Below are 26653 nucleotides of genomic sequence, written 5' to 3'. Positions count from 1 at the left end.
GCGTTGATCATGGATAATCTGCCGGTCGGCACAATGCTCACGCTGCTTGCCCTGCTCACCTTGTGGTCCGGGCTGTTCAGCGCGGTCGAGGCGGCGCACCATAATCTGCGGGCGATGCCGGTCAATCACCGTTCCAACGAGCCACCGAAGCCGGTTCTGGCGTTCAACCTCAACAGCCTTATCCTCGGCAACACGCTGCTCAAGGCGCTGATCACCGTGCTCGCCACGTTGCTGGCCATCGGGCACTGGTATTTCCACGGCCCGCTGATTGCTTGGCTAGGTGTCGCCAGCGTGCTGGTGGTGGTGACCGAGTTCATTCCGCGAAAGCTGGCGGCGCGTCGTCCCGAGTCAATCCTGCTGCTGGGCAACAACGTGCTGCGCATCCCGGTTCGGCTGCTGCAGCCGCTGACCTGGCTCTACAAGAACATCGCCAAAACGCTGTTGCGCCCTTTTCTGTCGAAGCGCCGGCCAGACACCATCGATGACGAAGACGACACGCGCCCGACGGTCTATCAGGACAACGAAAGCCAATATGGCCGTGCCCACGTCATCTCCGGGATTTACGCGCTGGACCGCATGACCGTGAATGACATTCTGGTGCCGCGCAGCGAAGTCGACGGCATCAACCTCGACGACACCATCGAGGAGATCATCGACAAGCTGATCATCTCTCGCCACACCCGCCTGCCGGTCTACTACAACGACATCAATCAGGTGGAAGGCGTGCTCAACACGCGGATGATCAGCCACCTGCTGCCGCGCAACGAGCTGACCAAAGAGGCGCTGCGGGCCGCCTGCTACGAACCCTACTTCGTGCCGGAAAGCACGCCGCTGCAGATGCAACTGCTCAACTTCCACAAACAGCAGCGGCGCATGGGCGTGGTGGTCGATGAATACGGCGAGGTGCTGGGCATCGTCAGCCTCGAGGACATTCTGGAAGAGATCGTCGGCGAATTCGAAAGCGAGCAAGCCCTCGACAATCCGCATATTCAGCCGCAGCCTGACGGGCGCCTGGTGATTGACGGCGCGGCGTCGATTCGTGATTTGAATAAAAGCCTCGGCTGGCACCTCCCTTCCGACGGGCCCAAAACCCTCAACGGTCTGATCACCGAAGCGCTGGAGACCATTCCCAACAGCGCGGTCTGCCTTAAGATCGGCCCTTACCGCCTGGAAATCCTCGAGACCGAAGACAACCGCGTCAGCCGCGTGCTGATGTGGTTGAACACCCGCACCAAAGACGTGATCTGAAAAGTCGGGCGGCGCCCTGAGGCACTTGTTTCCGCGCCGATCCCCTTCCTATAATCGATCCGCTTACCCAGCCCCGCCGATCCGCGTGCTACCCGCACGATGCGCGATCTGGCCAGTCACACAGCCTGACCGCTCACGCGACACCCTGGCCTTCGCTCCCATCCCGAGCACGCCACGCATCTTTGCCCGCATCCGGGCTAGTCTGTTCAGCGCTGGACCAAAAAAACAATTAACGATTGCCGCAGCGCGCGTACGAATTTTCGTCACCCGCTGACAGGCGATACGACTGCCAGGGATTCCCCATGACCACGACTTCTGCCTTTCCGAGCAGCGACGAGAGCGAGGCCCGCCCCGCCAATTCCGCGGCCCGCGTCGCCACCGCCAGCTTCATCGGCACCGCCATCGAGTTCTACGATTTCTACGTGTACGCCACCGCCGCCGCGCTGGTGATCGGGCCGGTGTTCTTTCCGCAAACCTCCAGCACCGCACAGATGCTGTCGGCGTTTCTGACGTTCGGGATCGCCTTTCTCGCACGTCCGCTGGGCTCGGCGCTGTTCGGTCACTTCGGTGATCGTGTGGGGCGCAAATCGACACTGGTGGCCTCGCTGCTGCTCATGGGGGTCTGCACCACGCTCATCGGCGTGTTGCCGGGTTACGACGCCATCGGATCATGGGCGCCGATCCTGCTCTGCGTGCTGCGCTTCGGCCAAGGCCTCGGATTGGGCGGCGAATGGGGCGGCGCGGCGTTGCTGGCGACCGAAAATGCGCCCAAGGGCAAGCGTGCGTGGTTTGGCATGTTTCCGCAGTTGGGCCCATCCATCGGCTTCCTCGCGGCAAACGGGCTGTTTCTGACGCTGGCGATGACGCTGGATGACGAGCAATTCCGCTCCTGGGGCTGGCGCGTGCCGTTTCTGCTCAGTGCCGTGCTGGTCATCATCGGGCTGTATGTGCGCCTCAAGCTTGAGGAAACGCCCGTGTTCGCCAAGGCCATCGCCCGCCATGAGCGTGTGAAACTGCCGATTGCCGAGCTGTTCGGTCAGTACTGGAAGCCAATGCTGCTAGGGGCCGCGTCGATGGTGGTGTGCTACGCGCTGTTCTATATCTCCACCGTCTTCTCGCTGAGCTATGGCGTGAAAACCCTGGGTTACAGCCGCGAATCGTTCCTCGCGATGTTGTGCTTTGCGGTGCTGTTCATGGCCATGGCGACACCGCTTTCCGCGTTGGCGAGCGATCGATTTGGTCGCAAGCCGGTGCTGGTCATCGGCGGCGTGCTGGCGATCCTGTCGGGGTTTCTGATGGAGCCCTTGCTGACCCACGGCACGACCTGGGCGGTGACGCTGTTCCTGTCGATCGAGCTGTTTCTGATGGGCGTTACGTTCGCGCCGATGGGGGCGATGTTGCCGGAGCTGTTTCCTACGCGGGTGCGATATACCGGCGCGTCGGCGGCCTACAACATCGGCGGCATTGTTGGTGCCTCGGTGGCGCCTTTCTTCGCGCAGAAGCTGGTGGAGATGGGCGGTTTGAGCTGGGTCGGTGGCTATGTCTCGGCGGCGGCGTTGATCAGCGTGATCGCTGTGCTGTGCCTGAAAGAAACCCGGCACGCGGACCTGGATACGATTGCCTGAGCAAACCGGGTATCGACGGTGCGTGATCGCCAAACAAAAACGGCGCCCCTGAGGGCGCCGTTTTTCATTCAGCGTGATGCTTACAGCTGAACCTTCACCGCCATCGACGCGCGGGTGGCTTTGCGACGGGCCGCTTCGATCGACTCGTCGCGCGCCAGTGCCACGCCCATCCGGCGCTGACCATTGACCTCAGGCTTGCCGAACAGGCGCAGCGCGGTGTCCGGTTCGCTCAAGGCTTGCTCCAGGTTGGCGAACGCCGTCTGGGTCGACTGGCCTTCAACCAGAATCACGGCCGATGCTGATGGGCCGAACTGGCGAATCAACGGGATCGGCAGACCGAGAATGGCCCGCGCGTGAAGCGCGAACTGCGAAAGGTCCTGGGAGATCAGCGTGACCAGACCTGTGTCGTGGGGGCGCGGCGAGACTTCGCTGAACCAGACCTGATCGCCCTTGATGAACAACTCGACGCCAAACAGACCACGGCCACCCAGCGCCTCGGTTACCGCTTTGGCGACGCGCTCGGACTCGGCCAATGCCACCGGGCTCATGGCCTGGGGCTGCCACGATTCCTGATAGTCGCCCTTCTCCTGACGATGACCGACCGGCGAACAGAAGGTCGTGCCGCCGACGTGACGCACGGTCAGCAAGGTAATTTCGTAATCGAAATCGATGAAGCCTTCGATGATCACACGGCCTTTGCCGGCACGACCGCCTTCTTGCGCATAGTCCCAGGCCTTCTGGATGTCCGCGTCGGTTTTCAGCAAGCTTTGACCCTTGCCCGACGAGCTCATCACCGGCTTGACCACACACGGGAAGCCCAGGTCTTCGACGGCTTTTTTGTAGTCTTCGAAGGTGTCGGCAAAGTGATATGGCGAGGTGGGGAGGTCCAGCTCTTCAGCGGCCAGACGACGAATACCTTCGCGGTTCATGGTCAGCTGCGCAGCGCGGGCCGTCGGAATGACCGTGAAGCCTTCGGACTCCAGCTCCACCAGGGTCGCGGTGGCGATGGCTTCGATTTCCGGGACGATGTAATGCGGTTTCTCGGACTCGATCACCGCACGCAAGGCGGCGCCATCGAGCATATTGATCACGTGGCTGCGGTGTGCGACCTGCATCGCCGGAGCATTGACGTAGCGGTCGACGGCGATCACTTCAACGCCCAGGCGTTGCAGCTCGATCACTACTTCCTTGCCAAGCTCGCCGCAACCGCAGAGCAAAACGCGGGTCGCGGTCGGCGACAGTGGAGTTCCGATTTGAGTCATCTCAGGTCCTCATGGAGCAGGTCGAGGGTCGCTCGCCGTGTGCAAGCAACCGCAGGTAGAAAGGCGCGCAATTTACCATGAAGGCCGGGGAATGGGATGCAGCGGCGCAGGGTTGATTCAACCTTGAGGGTTGTTGCCACCCAGTAGAAACATCATCCCGCTGGCTCTCGCCCGCTCCTCGCCGGCGATCAACACCGCGCGACGTGCCTGGTTGTCCATGCGGCTCCAGCCGGTGATCTCGGCCACGGTGCGCTGGCAACCGGTGCAGATGTCGGCGTCGTCCAGGGCACAAATGCTCACGCAGGGCGAGCGGACGGGCTTTTCATGAATCGGCTTGTCATGAACGGTTGCTTCATGGATCGGGGGTATGGCGCTGGACATCAATCTTCCTGCGGGGCCAGGTCACGCGCGTAGCGGTGAGCGTTGTGGACGTAATGGGCGGCGCTGGCGTCGAGCATCTGCTTCTGTGCGTCAGTCAGCTCGCGGACGATCTTGCCGGGCGAGCCCATGACCAGCGAACCGTCAGGAATGACTTTGCCTTCGCCGATCAACGAGTTCGCGCCGATGATGCAATGCTTGCCAATCTTCGCGCCATTGAGAATGACCGCGTTGATGCCGATCAGCGTGCTGTCACCCACGCTGCAACCGTGCAGCATCGCGTTGTGGCCGATGGTCACGTTCCGTCCGATGGTCAGCGGCGAGCCCATGTCGGTGTGCATCACGGTGCCGTCCTGCACGTTGCTGTTCTCGCCGATGTCGATGAGCTCGTTGTCGCCACGCAACACCGCGCCGAACCAGACGCTGGCGTTGGCCTGCAAACGCACGTTGCCGATGACGGTGGCTGTCGGCGCGATCCAGCTGCTGGCGTGCGCATCGACGCGGGCATCGCCCAAGCGGTATTTCATGGCGTATTCCTCATGACGTATTCCTCACGGCTCGGCCCTCATGGCTCATTCCTGATGCAAGGCGCGGCGGCCGCGAGTCAGGATTTCAGCGTGTGGATGATGGATCGCTTTGGCGGCTCGTTGAGGTCGATGGCGCTGTCGAACAACAGGTTCATCAACTCGACGATCATGATCGCGGTCAGGCCCCAGATCTTGTACTCGCCGAAGCGGTAACTCGGCACGTACCAGCTGCGCCCTTGATAGTCGATGCGGTGGGTGTGTTCGCGGGCATCCTGACGGAAGAAGTCCAGCGGCACGCTGAAGACGGCTGCGATTTCGCCATCATTGGGTGTGTACTCGACGAAATCCGGAATGATGCCGACGTAGGGCGTCACTCTTATGCCGTGCTTGGAGATCAACGGACTCAGCGGGCCGATGACTTCAACGAGACCCGGTGGCAAACCGATCTCCTCCTGGGCTTCGCGCAGCGCCGTGAAGATGAGGTCCGGATCCTCCGGGTCACGCCGTCCGCCCGGGAAGGCCACTTCGCCGCCGTGGGTCGACAGGCCGCTGGCGCGCAGGGTCAGCACCAGTTCAGGCTCTGCATTGCGGGTAATGGGGAGAAGCACGGCGGCCTCGGGAAAGCGCGCGTCCGTTTCCAGCATCACCGGCGTGTGGCTGCTCATACGGTGAAGTAGCTCATCCAGCATGGGAATTCTCGATCGGTTGCCTGCCCGGCATCATGCACCAAAGCGGCGACGCGCCCAAGTCTTGTAGGACAACCCGCGCGTGCAAGACGCCTCTTGCCGTCCACCCGCGCTACGGCTCAAGATAGCCGCTGCCAACAGGAACCCGATTCGATCATGAAATTCTGCAGCAACTGCGGCGAACAGGTCATCCAGCGTATTCCCGAGGGCGACAGCCGCCCGCGTTACGTGTGTGAACATTGCGACACCATTCACTACCAGAACCCCAACATCGTGGCCGGCGTCGTGCCGGTGTGGGGCGACAAGGTCTTGCTGTGCCGTCGGGCCATCGAGCCGCGACTGGGCTACTGGACGCTGCCCGCCGGGTTCATGGAAAACGGCGAAAGCGTCGAGCAGGCGGCCCGCCGCGAAACGCTGGAAGAAGCCTGCGCAGAGGTCGAGGACCTGCAGTTGTACTCGATGATCGATGTGCCGCACATCAATCAGGTGCATATCTTCTACCGCTCGAATCTGGTCAAACCGGAGTTCGCGGCCGGTATCGAAAGCCTTGAAGTGAAGCTCTTCGACGAAGCGGATATTCCGTGGTCTGAGCTGGCGTTCAATACGGTCAGGCGTACCCTGGAGTGTTTTTTCCGCGACCGGCGGCATCAAGATTTCCAGGTACGCACCGATTGTCTGTCTGTCACACCGCCGCTCAAGACCACTTGATCGAAACGATGATGCGCGATTGCCGCGCAGGCTTCAGGGATACCCTTTTCATGCGTTGGTTGCTTGCCGTTTTATGCCTGTCGGTTGTGCCGCTGTCCCAGGCTGCGTTCACCCAGACCATCGTGCCCAAAGGCAGCGAACAGAAGTTCGTTGGCGGAAAGGTCGTCGACACTCAGAACATCGCGGACCGGACTGTCGATAAAGTGCTGGTGCTCAAATCCGCGCATCAATTGCAGCTGATCAGCCGTGGCGAGGCGCTGAAGACGTACCGGATCTCACTGGGCAAAGCGCCCACCGGACCGAAGCTGCAAGAGGGAGACCAGCGCACACCGGAGGGTTTCTACTGGCTCGACTGGCGCAAGACCAGCGACGCCTACAACCTGTCGATGCACATTTCCTACCCCAACATTTCCGATGCCGCACGCGCCCGCCGCGAAGGCGTGAAACCGGGCAGCATGATCATGATTCACGGCACGCCGATCAACGACGATTACCCGGAGTGGTATTTCCACACGCTGGACTGGACGAACGGCTGCATCGCCATGCGCAACAGCGATATTCGTGAGGTGTGGGATCTGGTGAAAGACGGCACGATGATAGAGATTCGGCCGTAAGATTTTGCCGGGGTAATGCGGATTGCTTCAATCTCGAGCCATGCTGCAGGGAAGCTAGATATCTTCCAGCTTCCACACGTCATAAGCCGGTACTTCGTAGGGATGGCTGTCCTTCAGCGCAGCAACCGCCTGCCTGATCAGCTCATCTGACACGACAAGCTCGACCTTCCATTCCTGAACCTGCTCGACCTCGCCGGCTTGCCCGATGAAAGGCTGACTGCCATCCAGCGGGCGAAACTGGCCGTGGCCAAGCACTTGCCAAGAGCAGCGGTCATACGCGCCGATTCGCCCCGCACCGGCGGCGAACAACGCGTTTTTGACCTGTTCCACATGGCTCTGCGGCACAAAGAAAGCCAGCTTGTACATCAGCGATCAGTCAACCCAGACGCGGGCGTTGCGGAACATGCGCATCCACGCGCCGTCTTCAGCCCACTCATCCGGTCGCCACGAGTTGGTCACGGCGCGGAACACCCGCTCAGGGTGCGGCATCATGATGGTGACGCGACCGTCGAGTGTGGTGAGACCCGCGATGCCGCGGGGCGAACCGTTCGGGTTGGCCGGATAGGTTTCAGTGACCTTGCCGTGATTGTCGACGAAACGCACGGCAACGGTGCCGGACAGATCGGTTTCAATCAACGCCTCAGGGGTCTTGAACTCGGCGTGGCCTTCACCGTGGGCAATGGCGATCGGCATGTGCGAGCCGGCCATGCCTTGCAGGAAGATCGACGCCGACTTCTGGATTTCGACCATCGCCACGCGCGCTTCGAACTGCTCCGAGCGGTTGCGCACGAAGTGCGGCCAGAATTCGCTGCCCGGGATCAGCTCGCTGAGGTTGGACATCATCTGGCAACCGTTGCAAACGCCCAGCGCGAAGCTGTCGCTGCGGGCGAAGAAGCCCTGGAACGCATCCCGTGCACGGCTGTTGAACAGCGCGGACTTGGCCCAGCCTTCGCCGGCACCCAACACGTCGCCGTAGGAGAAACCACCGCACGCCACCAGACCTTTGAAGTCGTTGAGGTCGACGCGACCGGCGAGGATGTCGCTCATGTGCACGTCAACCGAGGCGAAACCGGCGCGATCGAACGCAGCCGCCATTTCAACCTGACCGTTGACGCCCTGCTCACGCAGCACTGCCACTTGTGGGCGAACGCCCTTCTTGATGTAAGGCGCAGCGATGTCGTCGTTGACGTCATAGCCCAGCTTCACGCTCAGGCCTGGATTGTCTTCTTCCAGCAGCGCATCGAATTCCTGATCGGCGCAATCGGCGTTATCACGCAGGCGCTGGATCTGGTAGCTGGTTTCGCTCCACTGGCGCTGCAGCAGACGGCGATCACCCTTGAACACGGTGTCGCCGCTCAGGCTGATGATCACATCGCTGTTGTTGATCGGCTTGCCGATCACGGCGACGCAGTCCTCGCCCAGACCGGCAGCGCTGAACTGCGCGAGCACCAGCGGCGTGGCGTCCTGGCGAACCTGGATCACTGCACCCAGCTCTTCGTTGAACAGAATGGCCGCGATTTTTTCGCGGGTGCCGGTCAGCGTGTCGAGTTCGAGGTTCAGGCCACAGTGCCCAGCGAACGCCATCTCGAGCACGGTCGCCATCAAGCCACCGTCGGAACGGTCGTGGTAGGCCAGCAGGTGGTCGTCGGCGTTGAGGCCCTGAATGACGGCGAAGAAGGCTTTCAGGTCTTCGGCGTCATCGACGTCCGGTGCAACACTGCCGAGCTTGCCGTGGGTCTGCGCGAGGATCGACGCGCCCATGCGGTTCTGGCCACGGCCCAGGTCGATCAGGATCAGATCGGTCAGGCCCTTGTCCATGCGCAATTGCGGGGTCAAGGTCTTGCGGATGTCGGTGACCGGGGCGAAACCGGTGACGATCAGCGACAGCGGCGAGGTCACGGTTTTTTCGGTGCCCTCGTCGCTCCAGCGGGTCTTCATGGACATCGAGTCCTTGCCCACTGGGATGGTAATGCCCAGCTCGGGGCACAGCTCCATGCCGACGGCTTTCACGGTGTCGTACAGACGCGCGTCTTCACCCGGGTGACCGGCAGCGGACATCCAGTTGGCGGACAGCTTGATGTCGGAAAGCTTGCCGATGCTCGAAGCAGCGATGTTGGTCAGGGTCTCGCCAATCGCCATGCGGCCGGACGCCGGGGCATCCAGCAAGGCCAGCGGCGTGCGCTCGCCCATCGCCATGGCTTCGCCGGTGTACACGTCAAAGCTGGTTGCGGTGACGGCGACGTCCGCCACCGGCACTTGCCACGGGCCGACCATCTGGTCGCGATTGACCATACCGGTGATGCTGCGGTCGCCAATGGTAATAAGGAAGCTCTTGCTTGCCACGGCCGGGTGATGCAGCACGCGCTGCACGCTTTCTTCGATGTCGAGCGCGCTCGGGTCGAAGTCGTCACCCAGCTCTGTCTCACGCTCGGCCGAACGGTGCATGCGCGGGGCTTTGCCCAGCAGCACTTCCAGCGGCATGTCGACAGGGTTGTTGCCGAAATGGCTGTCAGTGACGGTCAGTTGCGGCTCTTCAGTGGCCTCACCGACCACCGCGAACGGGCAACGCTCACGTTCGCAGATGGCTTTGAAGCGTTCGAAGTCAGGAGCGCTGACCGCCAGAACGTAACGCTCCTGGGACTCGTTGCTCCAGATTTCCAGCGGGGCCATGCCTGGCTCGTCGTTTGGCACGTTGCGCAGTTCGAAGCGGCCGCCGCGACCGCCGTCGTTGACCAGTTCAGGGAAGGCGTTGGACAGACCACCCGCGCCGACGTCATGGATGAACGCGATCGGATTGGCTTCACCCAGCTGCCAGCAGCGGTCGATGACCTCCTGGCAACGGCGTTCCATTTCCGGGTTTTCACGCTGCACCGAGGCGAAATCCAGGTCAGCCGAGCTGGTGCCGGTGGCCATGGAGGAAGCCGCGCCGCCACCCAGACCAATCAGCATCGCCGGGCCGCCGAGCACGATCAGCTTGGCGCCGACGGTGATTTCGGCTTTCTGCACGTGCCCTTCGCGGATGTTGCCCATGCCGCCTGCGAGCATGATCGGCTTGTGGTAGCCGCGAACTTCGTCGCCATGTGGCGTGCTGATCGACTGCTCGAAGGTACGGAAATAACCGGTCAGCGCCGGGCGACCGAACTCATTGTTGAACGCCGCGCCACCCAGCGGGCCTTCGATCATGATGTCCAGTGGTGTCACGATGCGCTCGGGTTTGCCGTACGGCTTTTCCCAGGGCTGCTCGAAACCCGGAATGTTCAGATTGGACACCGTGAAACCGGTCAGGCCGGCTTTCGGCTTGGCGCCACGTCCGGTCGCGCCCTCGTCACGAATCTCGCCGCCGGAACCGGTGGCTGCGCCAGGGAACGGGGCAATTGCCGTCGGGTGGTTGTGGGTTTCGACCTTCATCAAAATGTGCACCGGCTCCTGAACCGCACCGTACTCGCGGCTTTCAGGATTCGGGAAGAAGCGGCCGGCCACGCTGCCGACGATCACCGAGGCATTGTCCTTGTAAGCGGACAGCACGCCTTCGTTGTGCATCTGATAGGTGTTCTTGATCATGCCGAACAGGCTTTTGTCCTGGCTCTGGCCGTCGATGTCCCAACTGGCGTTGAAGATCTTGTGACGGCAGTGCTCGGAGTTGGCCTGCGCGAACATCATCAGTTCGATGTCGTGTGGGTTGCGTTTGAGGCCGGTGAACGCGTTCACCAGGTAGTCGATTTCGTCTTCGGCCAGGGCCAGACCCAGTTCGACGTTGGCTTTTTCCAGCGCCGCGCGGCCGCCGCCCAGCACGTCGATGGCGATCAGCGGCTTGGGCTCGGCGTGGCTGAACAGGCTGGCGGCCTCTTCCAGCGCGCCCAGTACGATCTGGGTCATGCGGTCATGCAGCGTGTCGGCGATCAGTTGCGCATCAGCGTCGCTGAACTGGCCTTCTACATAAAACGCGATGCCGCGCTCAAGGCGCTGGATCTTGGTCAGGCTGCAATTGCGCGCGATGTCGGTGGCCTTGCTCGACCATGGCGAAATGGTGCCGAAACGCGGGAGTACCAGGAACAAGCGGCCCGCCGGCTCCTGAACCGGCACGCTCGGACCGTATTTCAGCAGGCGGGCAAGGACTTGCTGCTCGTCTTCGGTCAGGACGCCATTGACCTCAGCGAAGTGGGCGAATTCAGCGTACAGGCCACTGACAGCCGGAACTTTATCGTTCAGCTGCGCAAGTAATTTCTTGTGGCGGAAGGCGGAAAGGGCGGGAGCACCACGCAGGATCAACATCGTCGGGACAGCCTCGGGAAGGGGGTGTGCTTTGAGGCCGTGCATTCTAGCCTAATCAGTCTGCGTCGGCACCCGAAACCACGGCATGGGATGCACCCGAATGTCGGCTCCGGGCGCTTGCCTGCGCCGGAAGGTAAAAATTCCTCGGCTCTATCAGACGGGACCCGCGCTGTCGAGATATGGCGGTATGGCTCCTTTGCGTATACTGCACCGATGTTTTCCCTATCAGATTTCCGCCCACGCTGTGCCAAGTGGCTCATCGCAACCGGAATCTTCCTGCTGCTCGGCGCGTGTGTGGAGAAACCCAACACGCTGGAACGAGTCAAGGAGGATGGCGTTCTGCGCGTCGTCACCCGCAATAGCCCGGCAACCTATTTTCAGGACCGCAACGGTGAAACCGGTTTCGAGTACGAACTGGTGAAGCGTTTCGCCGACGATTTGGGCGTTGAACTGAAAATCGAAGCCGCCGACAACCTCGACGACCTGTTCGATCAGATGGGCAAGCCCGGCGGGCCGGTGCTAGCGGCAGCGGGCCTGGTGAGCAGCGAAAACCGCGCGAAACAGGTGCGTTTTTCTCACTCCTATCTTGAAGTCACCCCGCAGGTCGTTTACCGCAACGGCCAGTCGCGCCCCACCGATCCGGGCGATCTGGTCGGCAAACGCATCCTCGTCCTCAAAGGCAGCAGCCACGCCGAGCAACTGGCAGCGCTGAAGGTCAAGTACCCCGGCATCAACTACGAAGAGTCCGATCAGGTCGAAGTCGTCGACCTGCTGCGGATGGTGGATGAAGGTCAGATCGACCTGACCCTGGTGGATTCCAACGAACTGGCGATGAATCAGGTGTATTTCCCCAACGTTCGCGTCGGCTTCGACCTCGGCGATGGCCGCGATCAGCGTTGGGCCGTGGCGCTGGGGGATGACAACAGCCTGCTCAACGAGATCAACGCCTATCTCGACAAGATGCAGAAGAACGGCATGCTGCAGCGACTTAAAGACCGCTACTACGGGCATGTCGACGTCCTCGGTTATGTCGGCGCCTACACCTTCGCCCAGCATTTGCAGGAGCGCCTGCCCAAGTACGAGAAGCACTTCCAGACCGCCGCCAAAGCAGAACAGGTGGACTGGCGCCTGCTCGCGGCGATCGGTTATCAGGAATCGTTGTGGCAGCCGGGCGTGACGTCGAAGACCGGCGTGCGCGGCTTGATGATGCTCACCCAGAGCACGGCCCAGGCCATGGGTGTGTCCAATCGGCTCGACGCCAAACAGAGTATTCAGGGCGGCGCCAAGTATTTCGCCTACGTCAAAGAACAGCTCGACGACTCAATTCAGGAGCCGGATCGCACCTGGCTGGCGCTTGCGTCCTACAACATCGGCAGCGGCCACCTGGATGACGCGCGCAAGCTGGCCGAAAGCGAAGGGCTTAATCCGAACAAGTGGCTGGACGTGAAGAAGATGCTGCCGCGTCTGTCGCAGAAGAAGTGGTACAGCAAGACCCGCTACGGCTACGCCCGTGGCGGCGAACCGGTCAGTTTCGTCGCCAACATCCGCCGTTACTACGACATCCTGACGTGGGTGACGCAGCCGCAGATGGAAGGCGGCCAGGTGGCGGAAGGCTCGTTGCATGTGCCTGGGGTCGACAAGACCAAGCCGTCGGAAGAGAAAGCGCCGCTTTAGTCAGCGCCAGAATCCGCTCGCCGTCGCACTGAACTAACCCTTCGCCCGCCTCATCCTGAAAAACTCGCTCAGCATCGTCCCGCATTCCTCCCCCAGCACCCCGCCTTCGAACAGCACGCGATGATTGAGAAACGGCTGCATGAAGAACTGCCCCTGACTCTGCACCACCCCCGCTTTGGGCTCGGTCGCGCCATACACCACGCGGCTGATGCGCGAATGAACGATCAACCCCGCGCACATGCTGCAGGGTTCCAGCGTCACGTACAGCGTGCTGCCGGGCAGGCGATAATTGCTGAGTGACTGCGCCGCCGCGCGAATGGCGACCATCTCGGCGTGGGCACTGGGATCGCTGCCGCTGATGGGGCAGTTGAAACCGCGGCCAACGATTTCGCCGTTCTGCACCACCACCGCGCCAACCGGCACCTCGCCCAGCAACGCACCCTCCGCCGCCAGCGCCAGGGCTTCGCGCATGAAATGCTGATCGCGACTGCGATCGATGATGGGCGGCTGACGCATCAGGAGACCTCGATAGCGGCCATGAGACCGGTTTCCATGTGATCGATCACATGGCAGTGAAACATCCAGACGCCGGGATTATCCGCCACCAACGCGACGCGCGCGCGCTCGTTGCGCCCCAGCAGATAGGTGTCCGTGAAATACGGAACCACCTTCTTGCGATTGGAAGCGATGACCTTGAAGCTCATGCCGTGCAAGTGAATGGGATGCTGATACTGCGTCATGTTCTTCAGCTCGAAGATGTAACTCTTGCCTTGTTCGAGCTTGGCGATCGGCCGGTCCGCGCAGGTCTTGTCGGTGATGTCCCACGCTTGGCCATTGATCTGCCACAAGCTGGGCGGTTTACCGTTGTCGACATTCACCGACACCGAACCCACCCACTCGAAATTGAAATTGAGCTTCTCGGCGTTGGTCAAATCAGGCTCGGCAACCGGATTCGCCGGCAACTCAGGCGGCCACTCGCCCGGCGTATCGGTGCTGGCGACCGAACGAAAGGTGCCCAGCCGCACCGGGCCGTTGCGCAGGGAAATCTCTTCACCGACCGCAGGCGCTTTGATCGCCAGACAGATGCGCATGCCCGGCCCCAGCCAGTAATCCTTGCCCAAGGGGCGCGGTTTGACCGGGTTGCCGTCCAGGGCGTAGATCATCGCCTCGGCGCCTGGCAGATTCAGGCGGTAGGTCACCGTGTTGTCGAGATTGAGAATGCGCACCCGGGTGATTTGCCCGGCAGGCAGCTCGACGACGCCCTGTGGCACGCCATTGATCGTCGACAATCGCCCGGCCGTGCCCTCGCGGGCAGCCTCGCGAATGACGCTGAAATCAGTGAAAGCGCCCTCCTCGTCCACATGCCAGCTCTTCAGGCTGACGACGCGCTCGTGTGCAAATCCGGTCGGCTCGCGCTCCTCGACGATCAGCGGCCCCACCAGCCCGCGGCCCAGCTCTTCACTGCTGCTCACATGGGGGTGATACCAATAGCTGCCGGCGTCCGGCACTCGGAATTTATAGTCGAAGTACTCGCCCGGCTTGACCGGCAATTGCGAGACGTAAGGCACGCCGTCCATCTCCAGCGGGAGCCGAATGCCGTGCCAATGAATCGTGGTTTCCACGGGCAGATGATTGATGAAGCGCACCCGTAGCCACTCGCCCTGCCTGACGCGCAATTCAGTGCCAGGAGCCGACCCGCCGAATGCCCACGCGGGCGTCTGGTGCCCGGCCACCAGTTCAACGTCCAGCGGCGCGGCGATCAGTTCATAATCGTGCCCTTCTCCCGGCCCGCGTTTGCCCAGCCAATACCTTGAGGCGCCGCCCGCGCCAAGCCCGACCACCGCAAGACCGGCCAGACCTCCGAGTATCTGTCGACGGGTAAAAGACATGTACGAAAAAACCTCAAACGACGGGTCGCATCCTTGAACGATGCGAGGGGCGGACACGATACACCTGCCCTTACAGAAATTTAAGGCGACGGCGTACGCAATACATATTTAGTGCCAAATGAATCAGCAATCACGCCAAGCTTGTCTTCCCATTCATCAAGGAAGACGAATATGACCGTTGCACCCGCTCACCCGCCCGCTGCATCCCTGAGCCAGGACCGAAACGCCCTCATCACCATGAGTGAGCGCATGGTCGAGGCCTGCCCGGACATGCGCGAAATGGCCCGCAGCATCGCCCGAGAAGTCCTCCTGCGCCAGACCGGTCGCGACATCGAGCCAGATACCGTTTACTGGCACCGCTTCCACACGGCAGTCAGCAGTCCGCGGTCATTCAATGGCTGGGAGCACCGCGACGCGCCCTATCAATCGATGACCCTCCCGCAACTGGTCATGCACCGCTTCAATCCCCACGATCAGGACAACGCCGACACCCTGCAGATGCTTAGCGGGTTCTACGCCGCAGGCCCCGATGCAGAACCGTTCGATGAACGAAACGAGGTCAGGATGTTGCCCGCCCAGGTCATGACTGAGTTTTGGTCCGTGGACTTCAAATCGCGCTATAAGGAAAAGCTGAAGGCGTTCTGGCGCGACTTCGCCGACGATTTTCGCACCATGGCCAAAGCCAACTTCATCGCCAGCGCCTTCGAAGACCAACAGGCCGGCTGGCTCAGTGAAGAAGATCTGCGAATCGTCTTGCGTGCGGCGAACGTAGAACCGTCTGAGGCACCGAGCCTGCAAACTCTGCGAGCCAGCGCTCCGGCCAGCGCTGACGCGAAAGTCTGGACCTTCGACGTGATCGGCTACGAAGCCAGCGACGTCTTGCGCATCGTGACCGCAGCAGGCCGGCAAATTCTCTACACCCCCGGCGAAGTGCAGGCCTTTCATGCCTTCGCCACGCCCGAAGAGCTGCATGGGTGGCTGCTGTCGCAGAACAACCGCCCAGAACGCCGCGCGCGTTTCATGGGCCATTTCCCGTTGTCGGCACACGGAGCGGCTGACAACAACATCGGGCTGTTCCATGGCCTGGATGTGCTCTACACCTCATGGGGATCCGCTCATCCCGGTTTGATCAATCAACACAGTCGGCCCGTGTCGGGAGACCCGTTCAGCCATTTGCGCGACGCGATCCGAGCTCGGATGTTTGCCGACGCAGACCTGGCGCTGCATTCCAACGGCGACCTGCGCAAACAGATGTGGATCGGCTATCTGCGGTCGTTCTCCCAACTTTCCGGTGCGCTGGCGGCGATTGACTGGCCGATTGCGCTGGCAGCCGTGGGTGCCGGCATCGCCGACATGGGCCTCAACATTGATCAGGCCGTGAATGGCGCGAGCACGGCGCAGCGCAAGGCAGGGGTCATCGGGGCTGTGACGGCCAGCATCGACGTCTTGTTCAACAGCACCTTTCTTATCGGCGGGGAGGCGATGCCGGAAGGCGAGTTGCTGCAGCCTGAACCCGAGGGAGAGCTGGCACCGGAAGTCGATGAGCCCACCGATGGGTTAGTTCAGATGCCGGGCCTGAAACCAGAATCCGTTTACCCCTTTGAGCGCGACGATGCCTTGGCCTACTTCGAGACCAACATGCTGCTGGATGCCTTCGAACCCGTGCGTGAAGAAGGTCGCATGAAGGGCATCTACCTGACCGATCAGGGCGAAACCTTCATCGAGATCGATGGCTTCGCCTACGCCGTTCGCTACATCAACGAGCTGAAATGCTGGGCCATCATCGACCCTGCAAACCCCTACTCGTTTTACCGAAACATGCCTGTGCGCCTTAACGCTGCTGGCATTTGGGAGCCCGTCACTCCCTTGCACCTGTCAGGCGGCGGGAAGGTGCTCGGCAAGATGGGGCCCGGTCGTGGGGTCGGCGTTTCTCCCCAGACGACCACCCTCCCCAGCCCATACGAAGTGCCAGCGGCGCTGAGGACTGAAGTCATGGAGGGCGCGCAATATGGCGGCCGCTTTGTCGACGATCGCTATCACAGCCCCGATTTTGACAAACCCGATCCCTATGACGACTTCAAGCGCATCCGTCGCAATCTGCGCGATGACGCCAACGCCTTCTTCAACACGCTCGAACTGCCAAAGCGTCCAGACATGCCAGAGCTGAGTGCCAACGCGCCGCTCAAACGTGCGCTCAAGATCGTATTCAAACGTTCATCGGGCCTGGTCATCGGCGAGAGCCATGCAGGGATCGGCAGCAAACAGTTTCTGATCGAACAGATGCCGCTGCTCACCAAGCTCAAGGTGAAAACCCTGTACATGGAGCACGTGCTCACCGACTTCCATCAGGTGGATCTCGATACGTTTTCGAGAACGGGCACTCTGTCGCCTCAGCTTGAGGACTACATCAAGGCGCTGGACAAAGGCCATCGAACTGATCCAAACGGCAAATACACCTTCATGGCCGTTTTCAAAGCCGCGCAAGAAAACCGCGTGCGCATCCGCGCCATCGACTGCATGGCGAGTTACCGCGTCGACGGCATGGACGGCGCGGAGCAAGGGCTGCGGCAGAAGGTGATGAATTACTACGCCAAGGGCGTGATCGACGCAGACCAAGGGGCGAGAAGCGGCGGCCACTGGGTAGCACTGGTGGGTAATTCCCACGCCAATACGTATCAGGGCGTCCCCGGTCTCGCGGAACTGGAAGGCGCGGTAGGGCTGCGCATTGAAGACGTTCGTGTGGCTGAATCGGCTGGAATAACGCCAGACCCCGGCGTTGAAATGACCGATACGGTGGGCCGTCGTGCGGGACGCGTCCAGAGTGATCTGCGTCTGCAAGTGCTCGTCGCCCCGCCCCGGATTGAGCTCAGCCTGGAGAACAAACTGCTACGAGCGGGCATGTTCACCCTCGATGACAGTGATGGTCACCTCGCAATCGTCCACCGCAGCAACGAAGGCACTGCGGTTCGTACCGAGATCAAACGAGAGGGCAAACGCGTCTATATCGATCGGCCGAAATGGCAGCGGGTGAGCGGACGTCGGTTTGAGACGTTGGCGGATCTGACGACGGCGCTGGAGCTGATGGGGATGACGTGGGTGCGTTGAGGCTTCATATTTAAACAGCCGAGTGGCGCGCTAAGGGGTCCACTCGGCTGTTTTCTGCCCAATACGCTGGCCGACGCTTCGATCAAATACGGCAGCCAACGGTTACCTTCCGTGCGTGCATAGACGCGAACATGACGCCCTTCTAAGGTCTCGCCCTCTTGGGTTCACGTCTTGGCCGGTAGCGTGACCTTCCCGTGTTCAGTCTCGTATCAGTTTCAGCAGTCCGCCGTCAAACCATGAAAGAGCTAACGTCCCATCTTGCGCCAGGAAAAATGCAGGGCTTTCTTTATCAAGAGGCCCCCAGCTTCCAGTTTTGCATTCAACGCCGTAGGGTACGGCTTTTTCGATGCCCAGCTTATGGAGTTGTGGCTTCAGTTCAGCTCCACTCATCGCCGGAAGCTTATGAAAAGCAGGCCCGTTGCACACGTCTTCCGTTGAGTCTGCTAACGCTTTCCATGCAAGTTGATCGTGATTGAAACTGAGACGTCGGCCCATGAAGCTTGGGTCATTATCTTCCAGTGCTTGCACGCCCGAGTCTGATACCGCTAGACCTGCTACATGCCAACTGCCGTAAAGCGCGCTTTCTCGAAGCTGATCGTGCTTTGCAGCATCCATAGTCGCTGCGCATCCTGTCAGCGACAACATAATCAGAAAGGACGAATTGAAAGAAAATCGGGATTTCATGAACGGGTTCCTTGATTATGGCGGATGCGAGCATCGAATTCTTTTGCTGATGTCGAGGCTAAGGCGCCCCCCAAAGACTTCTTCGTAAGAATTTTCCTCGAACTTCAAGCCAATTTCAAATGAGGTCATTTGCGGTGGGCGAAGGACGGCGTTGTTCGTTACAGCGGCAGCCTCTTACACGAAAGCGCTTGGCGTGAGTTATGAAGCACAGGCCTCATAACCAGCCATTCAGCTTAAACCATGGGAATTAAACAGGGAGCTCTGTGCGGGAAACACAAGCCTAAAGGCCATGCTCTGCACAAAGCTCAGCAGCCAGTTGCTCTACTTCGTAATCTTCGACGTTCGATAAAATAGCAAGCGTATAGCCCTTCTCCAGCGAGCGTTCGAAATAGCTGCTGAAGCCTGCCGTAACACCCTCATGGCAGAACTTCACCCCCTTGCCATCTTTCTCCATGGATATCCCGAAGCAATAACTCGAATGCTCAATGATCGCTTCTCCCCTGTGGTTTACTGGCGCCAGCGGCGTTAACATTTTTCCTATAACAGCATGTCCTCCCACCTTGGCGGTGAGAAAATTCTCGCCCCACTTCATGAGATCTGCAGCGGAAGAATGTACCAGGCTCGCCCCCAAGGAATTCCAGGGGCTACGCGAAAGAGCATAAGTCTGCCCGTTACTTCTTGCATAGCCGCTGGCAACTCGATCATCCCGGCTCAATCCATCTAGAATAAAAGTGTGCTCCATGGGCAAGGGCGCAAAAATATGGGTTTGGGCATAGTCGGATAAGCAGAGCCCACTCACACGTTCTATAACGATCCCCAGCAAAAAATAACCCGTATTACTGTACTCAAATCGCTCTCCTGTCGGAAAATCAGGACGGGTCTGCTCTCTTAAAAGAGCAAGGATATCGGCAGCACCGAGCTCATCGCCAAAATCGATGCCTTGCGACAATGCAATCTCTATGAAATCAGGCATTCCGCCAATGTGATAAACAAGATCCTGCAAGCTGATTTGAGATGAGTAGCCACTGATCTCTGGTACGAAGCGGCCTATCGGATCGCTTAAAGCAAAAGCCCCCCCTGCTCCAGCAGCAGCAAACAAAACGCAGTGAATTGTTTGGAAACGGAGGCCAGGTCAAAGACAATATCGCGGTTCAACGGTCGCTGGGTATCGATGCTTTCCACACCAATACTCCGCTCGTGGCACCCGCCCTGGTCGAAGCAAAGCAATGAGACAAATCCAGGGTTTTGGTGTTTGGATTCAAAAAAAGGCATGCCCGGATTCACTCATAAAAGCTGTCTAGTGTTATGTCGTCGAGTTCAAGCCAGTGGCGGTAATGGGATCTAACACCATGCCCTTCCCTGTCAAGTCGGCAGTTACCTCAGCCAGTACCCCCAAATGCCGCACAAGCACTTTGCCTGGCGATGCACAAACCTGCCAGAACGTGCCACACCCAAAAACCCAAAAGCCCGCAGTTACGCGGGCTCCAGGGCATTTCTTGCTAGATCGTGCCGGACAATGCCGGCCACCCCATCATTCCCACTCAATCGTCGCAGGCGGCTTGCTCGACACGTCGTACGTCACGCGCGAAATGCCTTCGATCTCATTGATGATCCGGCCACTGACCGTTTCCAGCAGTTCGTAAGGCAGGTGTGCCCAACGTGCGGTCATAAAGTCGATGGTTTCCACGGCACGCAGGGCCACCACCCAGGCGTAGCGACGGCCGTCGCCGACCACGCCAACCGATTTCACCGGCTGGAATACGACGAAGGCCTGGCTGACTTTGTGGTACCAGTCGGCTTTGCGCAGTTCTTCGATGAAGATGTGGTCGGCGCGACGCAGCAGGTCGGCGTATTCCTTCTTCACTTCACCGAGGATGCGCACGCCCAGGCCCGGGCCCGGGAATGGGTGGCGGTAGACCATGTCGTACGGCAGGCCCAGTTCCAGGCCCAGACGACGGACTTCGTCCTTGAACAGTTCGCGCAGCGGCTCGACCAGTTTCAGGTTCATCTCTTCCGGCAGGCCGCCCACGTTGTGGTGCGACTTGATGACGTGAGCCTTGCCACTTTTGGCGCCAGCGGACTCGATCACGTCAGGGTAGATGGTGCCCTGGGCCAGGAACTTGATGTTGTCGAGCTTGGTCGACTCGGCGTCGAAGACGTCGATGAAGGTGCGCCCGATGATCTTGCGCTTCTTCTCCGGATCGCTTTCGCCGGCCAGGTTGTTGAGGAACTGATCCTCGGCGTTGGCGCGGATCACCTTGACGCCCATGTTCTCGGCGAACATGGCCATGACTTGCTCGCCTTCGTGCAGGCGCAGCAGGCCGTTGTCGACGAAGACGCAGGTCAGTTGGTCGCCGATGGCTTTGTGCAGCAGCGCTGCGACCACCGAGGAGTCAACACCGCCGGACAGGCCCAGCAGCACGTTGTCGGTACCGACTTGGGCGCGAACCTGGGCGATGGCGTCTTCAGCGATCTTCGACGGGGTCCACAATGCTTCGCAGCCGCAGATGTCGAGGATGAAGCGCGACAGGATGCGACCGCCCTGCTTGGTGTGGGTCACTTCCGGGTGGAACTGCACGCCGTAGTAGCCGCGGGTGTCGTCGGCCATGCCGGCGATCGGACAGCTTGGGGTGCTGGCCAGTACGTGGAAGCCTTCCGGGATCTCGGTAACCTTGTCGCCGTGGCTCATCCACACGTCGAGGCCGAAAACGCCATCGGCGTCGACGTGGTCTTCGATGCCATCCAGCACGCGGCTCTTGCCAACGATATCGACGCGGGCGTAACCGAACTCACGCATTTCGGAGCCGGCCACGCGGCCACCGAGCTGCTCGGCCATGGTCTGCATGCCGTAGCAGATACCGAAGATCGGCACATTCAGGTCGAACACGGCCTGCGGCGCGCGCGGGCTGTCAGCGACGTGGACGGACTCGGGGCCGCCGGCGAGGATGATGCCTTTCGGGGCGAATTCGCGGATCGCTTCGTCCGACATGTCGAACGGGTGCAGTTCGCAGTACACGCCGATTTCGCGAACGCGACGGGCGATCAGCTGGGTGTACTGGGAACCGAAGTCCAGGATCAGGATGCGGTGGGCGTGAATGTCGAGGGCCATGAGAGGACTCTAGATAGAGCAGCTTCAAGCCTCAAGCTTCAAGCTGCAAGGTGTCGGGGGCCGCAGATCCGTAGCGACAGGCCTAAAGGCGGTGCCGCTACAGATCGCTTGTAGCTAGTAACTATCAACTTGTGGCTGGAGGCGTCAGCCGACCCGGTAGTTCGGCGCTTCCTTGGTGATCTGCACGTCGTGAACGTGGGACTCAGCCATGCCGGCACCGGTGATGCGCACGAATTCAGGCTTGGTGCGCATTTCGTGGATGTCGGCGCTGCCGGTGTAACCCATCGAAGAGCGCAGGCCGCCCATCAACTGGTGAACGATGGCAGTCAGCGAACCCTTGTACGCAACGCGGCCTTCGATACCTTCCGGTACGAGTTTTTCCGCGCCGTCGGACGAGTCCTGGAAGTAACGGTCCGACGAGCCTTGAGCCTGGGACATTGCGCCCAGCGAACCCATGCCGCGATAGGCCTTGTACGAACGGCCCTGGAACAGCTCGATCTCGCCCGGTGCTTCTTCAGTACCGGCAAACATCGAACCCATCATCACGCAGTAGGCACCGGCAACGATGGCCTTGGACAGGTCACCCGAGAAACGGATGCCGCCGTCGGCGATCAGCGGAACGTCGGTGCCTTCCAGTGCCGAAGCCACGTTGGCGATGGCGCTGATTTGCGGGACGCCCACGCCAGCCACGATACGGGTGGTGCAGATGGAGCCAGGACCGATGCCGACCTTGACGCCGTCAGCGCCAGCTTCGACCAGTGCGAGTGCAGCGGCGCCGGTGGCGATGTTGCCGCCGATGACCTGCACGTCAGGGAAGTTCTGTTTCACCCAGCGAACGCGGTCGATCACGCCTTTGGAATGGCCGTGGGCGGTGTCGACAACGATGACGTCCACGCCCGCAGCAACCAGTGCGCTGACACGTTCGCCGGTGTCTTTACCGGTGCCGACCGCAGCGCCGACACGCAGGCGACCCTGGTCGTCTTTGCTCGCCAGCGGCCAGGCTTTGGATTTCTCGATGTCCTTGACGGTCATCATGCCCTTGAGCGCGAACTTGTCGTCGACGATCAGGACTTTTTCCAGACGGTGCTTGTGCAGCAGATCGCGCACTTCGTACTTGTCGGCGCCTTCGCGGACGGTGACCAGACGCTCTTTCGGAGTCATCACTTCGCGAACAGGCACATCAAGGCGGGTTTCAAAACGGACGTCGCGGGAGGTCACGATGCCGACGAGCTCGCCGTCATGCAGGACCGGAACGCCGGAAATGTTGTGTTGACGGGTCAGTTCGAACAGATCGCGAACGGTGGCGTCAGCCTCGATGGTGATCGGATCCTTGACCACACCCGCTTCGAACTTCTTGACCTTGCGCACTTCGGCAGCTTGCTGCTCGACGGTCATGTTCTTGTGGATGATGCCGATGCCGCCTTCCTGAGCCATGGCGATTGCCAGACGGGCTTCAGTGACGGTGTCCATAGCGGCGGAAACGAGGGGGATGTTGAGTTCGATGCCACGGGTCAGGCGTGTTTTAAGACTGACTTCGTTGGGAAGCACCTCGGAATAACCGGGCACAAGGAGAATGTCGTCGAATGTAAGGGCTTCTTGGCTGATACGCAGCATCGCTGGGCTCCCGAGCGGGAAAATGGAAGCGCGCCATTGTACCCAGACACCTGCACTATCTCAATGTAAAGATCAGGCTATTTACGCATGAGCCGGATTACGGCGCCCAATGACAGCCGCGCAGATCTACATCCTGACGTTGACATGGGACACCGGCCGGTCCATTCGCTCGGCAAACGCCTCGACAAAGCTGCTTTTGAAGCCGGCATCCAGCCAGTTGTTGAAGATGAACCCCAGATTCGAGAACCCGCACGGCTCAAGAAACAGAAACCCGTTGATGTCGTCTTCATGGCGGCATTCGGGGCACATGAAGTTGTCGGTATGGCCCGGCATCCACTCTTCCAGGCTGTCGAACAGGGCTTCGCCGATCTCGCGCCGGCACTCCGGGCAACCGGCCTCCTCCTTGAACCCCTTCTGCGGCGTATAGATGCAGCGCTTGAGGACGATTTCCAGACCGTTGACCGGCTGACCGAACGGCAAGGCGTCAGGGTTTTCGACGAAGCGTCGCGCGCCCGGGGCAACCGCGTAGGCCATGCGATTGAAACTGCGCCCACAGGTGGTCAGCGATTCTTCGACGACGTTCAGCTTCACCAGCCAGCGCAGGATCGCCCGCGCCTTCGCTTCGTGCGCAGGAAAGCTGGAGATTTGCGGGACGATGATGCTTTGGGTGTCCATGACGGGCCTGTCTGACGAGTAATCGGGGGCGGCAGCTTAATCGCGCTGTCGGTGACGTCAAGTATGGCCGTCGGGGCGCGCGCCGTCAGCGATCTCATCTGGTGACCCGTGCCCCAATGCCTTTATGATGCCCCCATGATCAAAGACCCCTTCGCAAGACTCGGCCTTGACCGGGACGTCCTCACTGTCAGCCAGCTCAACGGCCGCGCACGCGTGCTGCTGGAAGATGTGTTTTCCAGCATCTGGGTCGAGGGCGAGATTTCCAACCTCTCGCGTCCGGCCTCCGGGCACGTTTACTTCACGCTGAAGGACTCCGGCGCCCAGGTGCGTTGCGCGTTGTTTCGCAGCAACGCGGCGCGGGTGCGTCAGGCGCTGAAAGATGGCCTGGCGGTCAAGGTGCGCGGCAAGGTTTCGCTGTTTGAAGGTCGCGGCGACTATCAGCTGATTCTCGACACCGTAGAGCCTGCTGGCGATGGCGCACTGCGTCTGGCCTTCGACGCACTGAAGGAAAAGCTCAGCGCCGAAGGGATGTTCAGCGCCGAGCGCAAGGTCGCCCTGCCCCTGCACCCCAAGCGCATCGGCATCATCAGCTCCCCGACCGGCGCGGTGATTCGCGACATCATCAGCGTGTTTCGCCGTCGCGCCCCCCAGGTCGAACTCACTCTGATCCCCACCGCTGTGCAGGGCCGCGAGGCCATCGGCCAGATCGTGCGCGCCCTGAAACTTGCTGACGATCGCGGCTTCGATGCGTTGATCCTCGCCCGGGGCGGCGGCTCGCTGGAGGACCTCTGGTGCTTCAACGAAGAGGCCGTGGCCCGGGCCATCGACGCATGCGTGACGCCGATTGTCAGCGCGGTCGGTCACGAAACCGACGTCTCGATCAGTGACTTCGTGGCCGACGTGCGCGCCCCGACGCCCTCCGCCGCCGCAGAACTGCTGGCGCCGGACTCCAGCGATCTGCAACGCCGAGTCGACAGCCTGGAACGCCGACTGATCAGCCGCATGCAGGACCGGCTGATGCGCGAGCAGTTGCGTCTCGACGGTATTTCCCGCCGCCTACGTCACCCCGGCGAGCGCCTGCGCCAGCGCGCCCAGCGCCTCGACGATCTGGACATGCGCATGCGTCGTGCCTTTGAGCAGCAGATGCACAAGCGCCAGGTGCGCATGAGCCATCTGGAAAGCCGCCTGGCCGCGCAACATCCGGGACGCACGCTGATGTTTCTGCGTCAGCGCCTGGCAGTACTGGCCGAGCGCCTGCCCCGTGCGATCAAGGAAAACCTCAAGAGCCGTCGCCTGCAGCTACAAAGTCAGGTGCAGACGCTCAACGTGGTCAGCCCGCTGGCGACCCTGGGCCGTGGTTACAGTATTTTGCTGGATGAACGCGGCAGGGCCATCCGCGCTGCCGAGCAGACGCAACAGGGTCAGCGCCTGACGGCAAAGCTGGCGGATGGCGAGCTGCAAGTGCGCGTTGAAGACAACCATCTGACGCCTGTCACCCTTTCACTTCTGGATTGATCAATGCTCCCTCTTCTATCCCGCTCGTTGGCCACTGCCGCCTTGGTCTTTTGCGCTGCCCTGCCCGCCTACGCTGACAGCTACATTTCCCGCCTGCTCAACAAGCGGGTGCCGGGCGGCGTGGCGGTGGTCGATCTTGGCCCCGCCGCGCAAGCACCCAAGGCCACGTGGCAGGGCAAGCCGGTGCTGGTGGTCAAGGATCAGGACGCGCACTGGCTGGCCATTGTCGGCATTCCGCTGAGCGTCAAGCCAGGCACGTCGCAGCAGGTCAGCAGCGGCGGCCGTAACCTGCCTTTCGTGGTGGGCAACAAGCAGTACCCGGAGCAGCGGATTACCCTGAAGAACCAGCGCCAGGTCAATCCCAACCCGGACGACCTCAAGCGCATTGAGCAGGAACTCGATGTGCAAGTCCGCGCCTACCGTACGTTCAGTCCCGTGACCCCGAGCAACCTTCTGCTGGACAAACCGGTGGACGGGCCGCTCTCGAGCAAATTCGGCGTGCGACGTTTCTTCAACGGCGAGGAGCGTAATCCTCACGCCGGACTGGACTTCGCGGTTCCGGCCGGTACGCCTATCAAGTCGCCGGCGGCGGGCAAGGTGATTTTGATCGGTAACTACTTCTTCAACGGCAATACGGTGTTCGTCGATCATGGGCAGGGCTTTATCAGCATGTTCTGCCATATGTCGAAGATCGACGTAAAAGTCGGCGAAGCCGTGCCGCGTGGTGGCGTGGTCGGGCGTGTGGGTTCGACCGGTCGCGCGACGGGACCGCACATGCACTGGAACGTCAGCCTGAATGACGCGCGGGTGGATCCGGCGATCTTCATCAATGCGTTTCAGCCGTAACGCTCTAGAGGGCTGAGTAGCTCTGTAGGCCCCCTGTAGAACCCGCTTTATCCGGGAAGGCGTCAGGCGCAACACCGCAAATCTGATGGCACGCGTTCTGGCCCCTTCCCGGCTGAAGCCGGTCCTACCATTGGAGCGGCCGGTACGTTCAGACCGAATCGCACCAGCAATTAAATCGCGCACAGCATCAAAATCTGGCAATAGAATCTCAACCTGAAGCTT

20 protein-coding genes and 1 pseudogene are annotated in these 26653 nt (G+C 60.8%); 8 read left to right on the top strand and 13 right to left on the bottom strand.

Going from position 1 to position 26653, the window contains the following annotated elements; all coding sequences use genetic code 11:
• The first annotated feature begins 9 nt into the window (after positions 1-9).
• Together QWI18_RS11590 and QWI18_RS11585 are read left to right on the top strand one after the other, a co-directional pair.
• Entirely contained in the window at positions 10-1248 is a 1239-nt protein-coding gene (locus QWI18_RS11590; RefSeq protein WP_192132277.1) for a transporter associated domain-containing protein, read from the top strand.
• A gap of 302 nt (positions 1249-1550) precedes the next feature.
• Positions 1551-2873 carry an MFS transporter gene (locus QWI18_RS11585; RefSeq protein WP_065989963.1) on the top strand — a complete coding sequence of 441 codons (1323 nt, stop codon included), beginning with the start codon at positions 1551-1553 and terminating at the stop codon, positions 2871-2873.
• Between the two features lie 80 nt (positions 2874-2953).
• Here QWI18_RS11585 and purT read toward each other — a convergent pair whose 3' ends face one another.
• The 4 genes from purT to QWI18_RS11565 form a co-directional block, all read right to left on the bottom strand.
• A complete protein-coding gene (gene purT, locus QWI18_RS11580; RefSeq protein ID WP_192132281.1) occupies positions 2954-4135 on the bottom strand; it encodes a formate-dependent phosphoribosylglycinamide formyltransferase in 1182 nt (393 codons plus the stop codon).
• 117 nt (positions 4136-4252) lie between these two features.
• On the bottom strand, positions 4253-4516 hold the full coding sequence (locus QWI18_RS11575; protein ID WP_369318872.1) for a DUF1289 domain-containing protein: 264 nt from the start codon (positions 4514-4516) through the stop codon (positions 4253-4255).
• Entirely contained in the window at positions 4516-5040 is a 525-nt protein-coding gene (locus tag QWI18_RS11570) for a gamma carbonic anhydrase family protein (RefSeq protein WP_065989968.1), read from the bottom strand. The genes QWI18_RS11575 and QWI18_RS11570 overlap by 1 nt, the downstream gene beginning before the upstream one ends.
• Positions 5041-5117: 77 nt before the next feature.
• Positions 5118-5729: a CoA pyrophosphatase gene (locus QWI18_RS11565; protein WP_074892286.1), complete on the bottom strand. Its 612-nt coding sequence runs from the start codon at positions 5727-5729 to the stop codon at positions 5118-5120.
• A 153-nt stretch (positions 5730-5882) separates the two neighbouring features.
• Between QWI18_RS11565 and QWI18_RS11560 the strand changes: the two genes are divergently transcribed.
• Positions 5883-6434 carry an NUDIX hydrolase gene (locus tag QWI18_RS11560; protein WP_065989972.1) on the top strand — a complete coding sequence of 184 codons (552 nt, stop codon included), beginning with the start codon at positions 5883-5885 and terminating at the stop codon, positions 6432-6434.
• Between the two features lie 50 nt (positions 6435-6484).
• Complete coding sequence (locus tag QWI18_RS11555) at positions 6485-7048, top strand: murein L,D-transpeptidase family protein (RefSeq protein ID WP_192132287.1); 564 nt, start codon at positions 6485-6487, stop codon at positions 7046-7048.
• Positions 7049-7102: 54 nt separating this feature from the next.
• On the opposite strand, the gene QWI18_RS11550 is transcribed toward QWI18_RS11555, so the two are convergent.
• Together QWI18_RS11550 and purL are read right to left on the bottom strand one after the other, a co-directional pair.
• Positions 7103-7414, bottom strand: coding sequence for a YqfO family protein (locus tag QWI18_RS11550; RefSeq protein WP_296306139.1), 312 nt, complete (start codon positions 7412-7414; stop codon positions 7103-7105).
• A gap of 6 nt (positions 7415-7420) precedes the next feature.
• On the bottom strand, positions 7421-11320 hold the full coding sequence (gene purL / locus QWI18_RS11545) for a phosphoribosylformylglycinamidine synthase (RefSeq protein ID WP_369318871.1): 3900 nt from the start codon (positions 11318-11320) through the stop codon (positions 7421-7423).
• 213 nt (positions 11321-11533) lie between these two features.
• On the opposite strand from purL, the gene mltF reads away from it, so the two are divergent.
• Entirely contained in the window at positions 11534-12994 is a 1461-nt protein-coding gene (gene mltF, locus QWI18_RS11540; protein ID WP_065989976.1) for a membrane-bound lytic murein transglycosylase MltF, read from the top strand.
• Positions 12995-13027: 33 nt separating this feature from the next.
• Here the strand turns inward: mltF and tadA are convergent, their stop codons facing one another.
• The gene (gene tadA, locus QWI18_RS11535) at positions 13028-13510 is read right to left on the bottom strand and encodes a tRNA adenosine(34) deaminase TadA (protein WP_065989978.1); all 483 of its coding nucleotides are present in this window, start codon (positions 13508-13510) and stop codon (positions 13028-13030) included.
• Positions 13510-14883, bottom strand: a complete 1374-nt coding sequence (locus tag QWI18_RS11530) for a multicopper oxidase family protein (RefSeq protein WP_192132293.1) — start codon at positions 14881-14883, stop codon at positions 13510-13512. Before QWI18_RS11530 ends, tadA begins: the two co-directional genes overlap by 1 nt.
• A 171-nt stretch (positions 14884-15054) precedes the next feature.
• Here QWI18_RS11530 and QWI18_RS11525 point away from each other — a divergent pair, with 171 nt between their 5' ends.
• Positions 15055-17988 (top strand): DUF6543 domain-containing protein, encoded by a 2934-nt coding sequence (locus QWI18_RS11525; protein ID WP_369318870.1) that lies wholly within the window; start codon positions 15055-15057, stop codon positions 17986-17988.
• A gap of 198 nt (positions 17989-18186) precedes the next feature.
• Here QWI18_RS11525 and QWI18_RS11520 read toward each other — a convergent pair whose 3' ends face one another.
• The 5 genes and pseudogenes from QWI18_RS11520 to QWI18_RS11500 form a co-directional block, all read right to left on the bottom strand.
• A complete protein-coding gene (locus QWI18_RS11520; protein WP_192132297.1) occupies positions 18187-18672 on the bottom strand; it encodes a hypothetical protein in 486 nt (161 codons plus the stop codon).
• Between the two features lie 280 nt (positions 18673-18952).
• Positions 18953-19944, bottom strand: a pseudogene (locus tag QWI18_RS11515) (serine hydrolase domain-containing protein).
• 259 nt (positions 19945-20203) lie between these two features.
• On the bottom strand, positions 20204-21781 hold the full coding sequence (gene guaA, locus QWI18_RS11510; RefSeq protein ID WP_065989987.1) for a glutamine-hydrolyzing GMP synthase: 1578 nt from the start codon (positions 21779-21781) through the stop codon (positions 20204-20206).
• 144 nt (positions 21782-21925) lie between these two features.
• Positions 21926-23395, bottom strand: coding sequence for an IMP dehydrogenase (gene guaB / locus QWI18_RS11505; RefSeq protein ID WP_065989989.1), 1470 nt, complete (start codon positions 23393-23395; stop codon positions 21926-21928).
• A gap of 126 nt (positions 23396-23521) precedes the next feature.
• The gene (locus tag QWI18_RS11500; protein ID WP_369318869.1) at positions 23522-24070 is read right to left on the bottom strand and encodes a sugar ABC transporter ATPase; all 549 of its coding nucleotides are present in this window, start codon (positions 24068-24070) and stop codon (positions 23522-23524) included.
• Positions 24071-24205: 135 nt separating this feature from the next.
• Between QWI18_RS11500 and xseA the strand changes: the two genes are divergently transcribed.
• On the top strand, positions 24206-25585 hold the full coding sequence (gene xseA / locus QWI18_RS11495) for an exodeoxyribonuclease VII large subunit (protein WP_065989994.1): 1380 nt from the start codon (positions 24206-24208) through the stop codon (positions 25583-25585).
• A gap of 3 nt (positions 25586-25588) precedes the next feature.
• A complete protein-coding gene (locus tag QWI18_RS11490; RefSeq protein WP_369318868.1) occupies positions 25589-26431 on the top strand; it encodes a peptidoglycan DD-metalloendopeptidase family protein in 843 nt (280 codons plus the stop codon).
• Positions 26432-26653 lie beyond the last annotated feature (222 nt).

The sequence above is a fragment of the Pseudomonas sp. W2Oct36 genome (assembly GCF_041060465.1).
Taxonomy (GTDB): domain Bacteria; phylum Pseudomonadota; class Gammaproteobacteria; order Pseudomonadales; family Pseudomonadaceae; genus Aquipseudomonas; species Aquipseudomonas graminis_B.
Note: the sequence above shows the minus strand (reverse complement) of the source record. Positions and strands in the feature narration are given on the sequence as shown.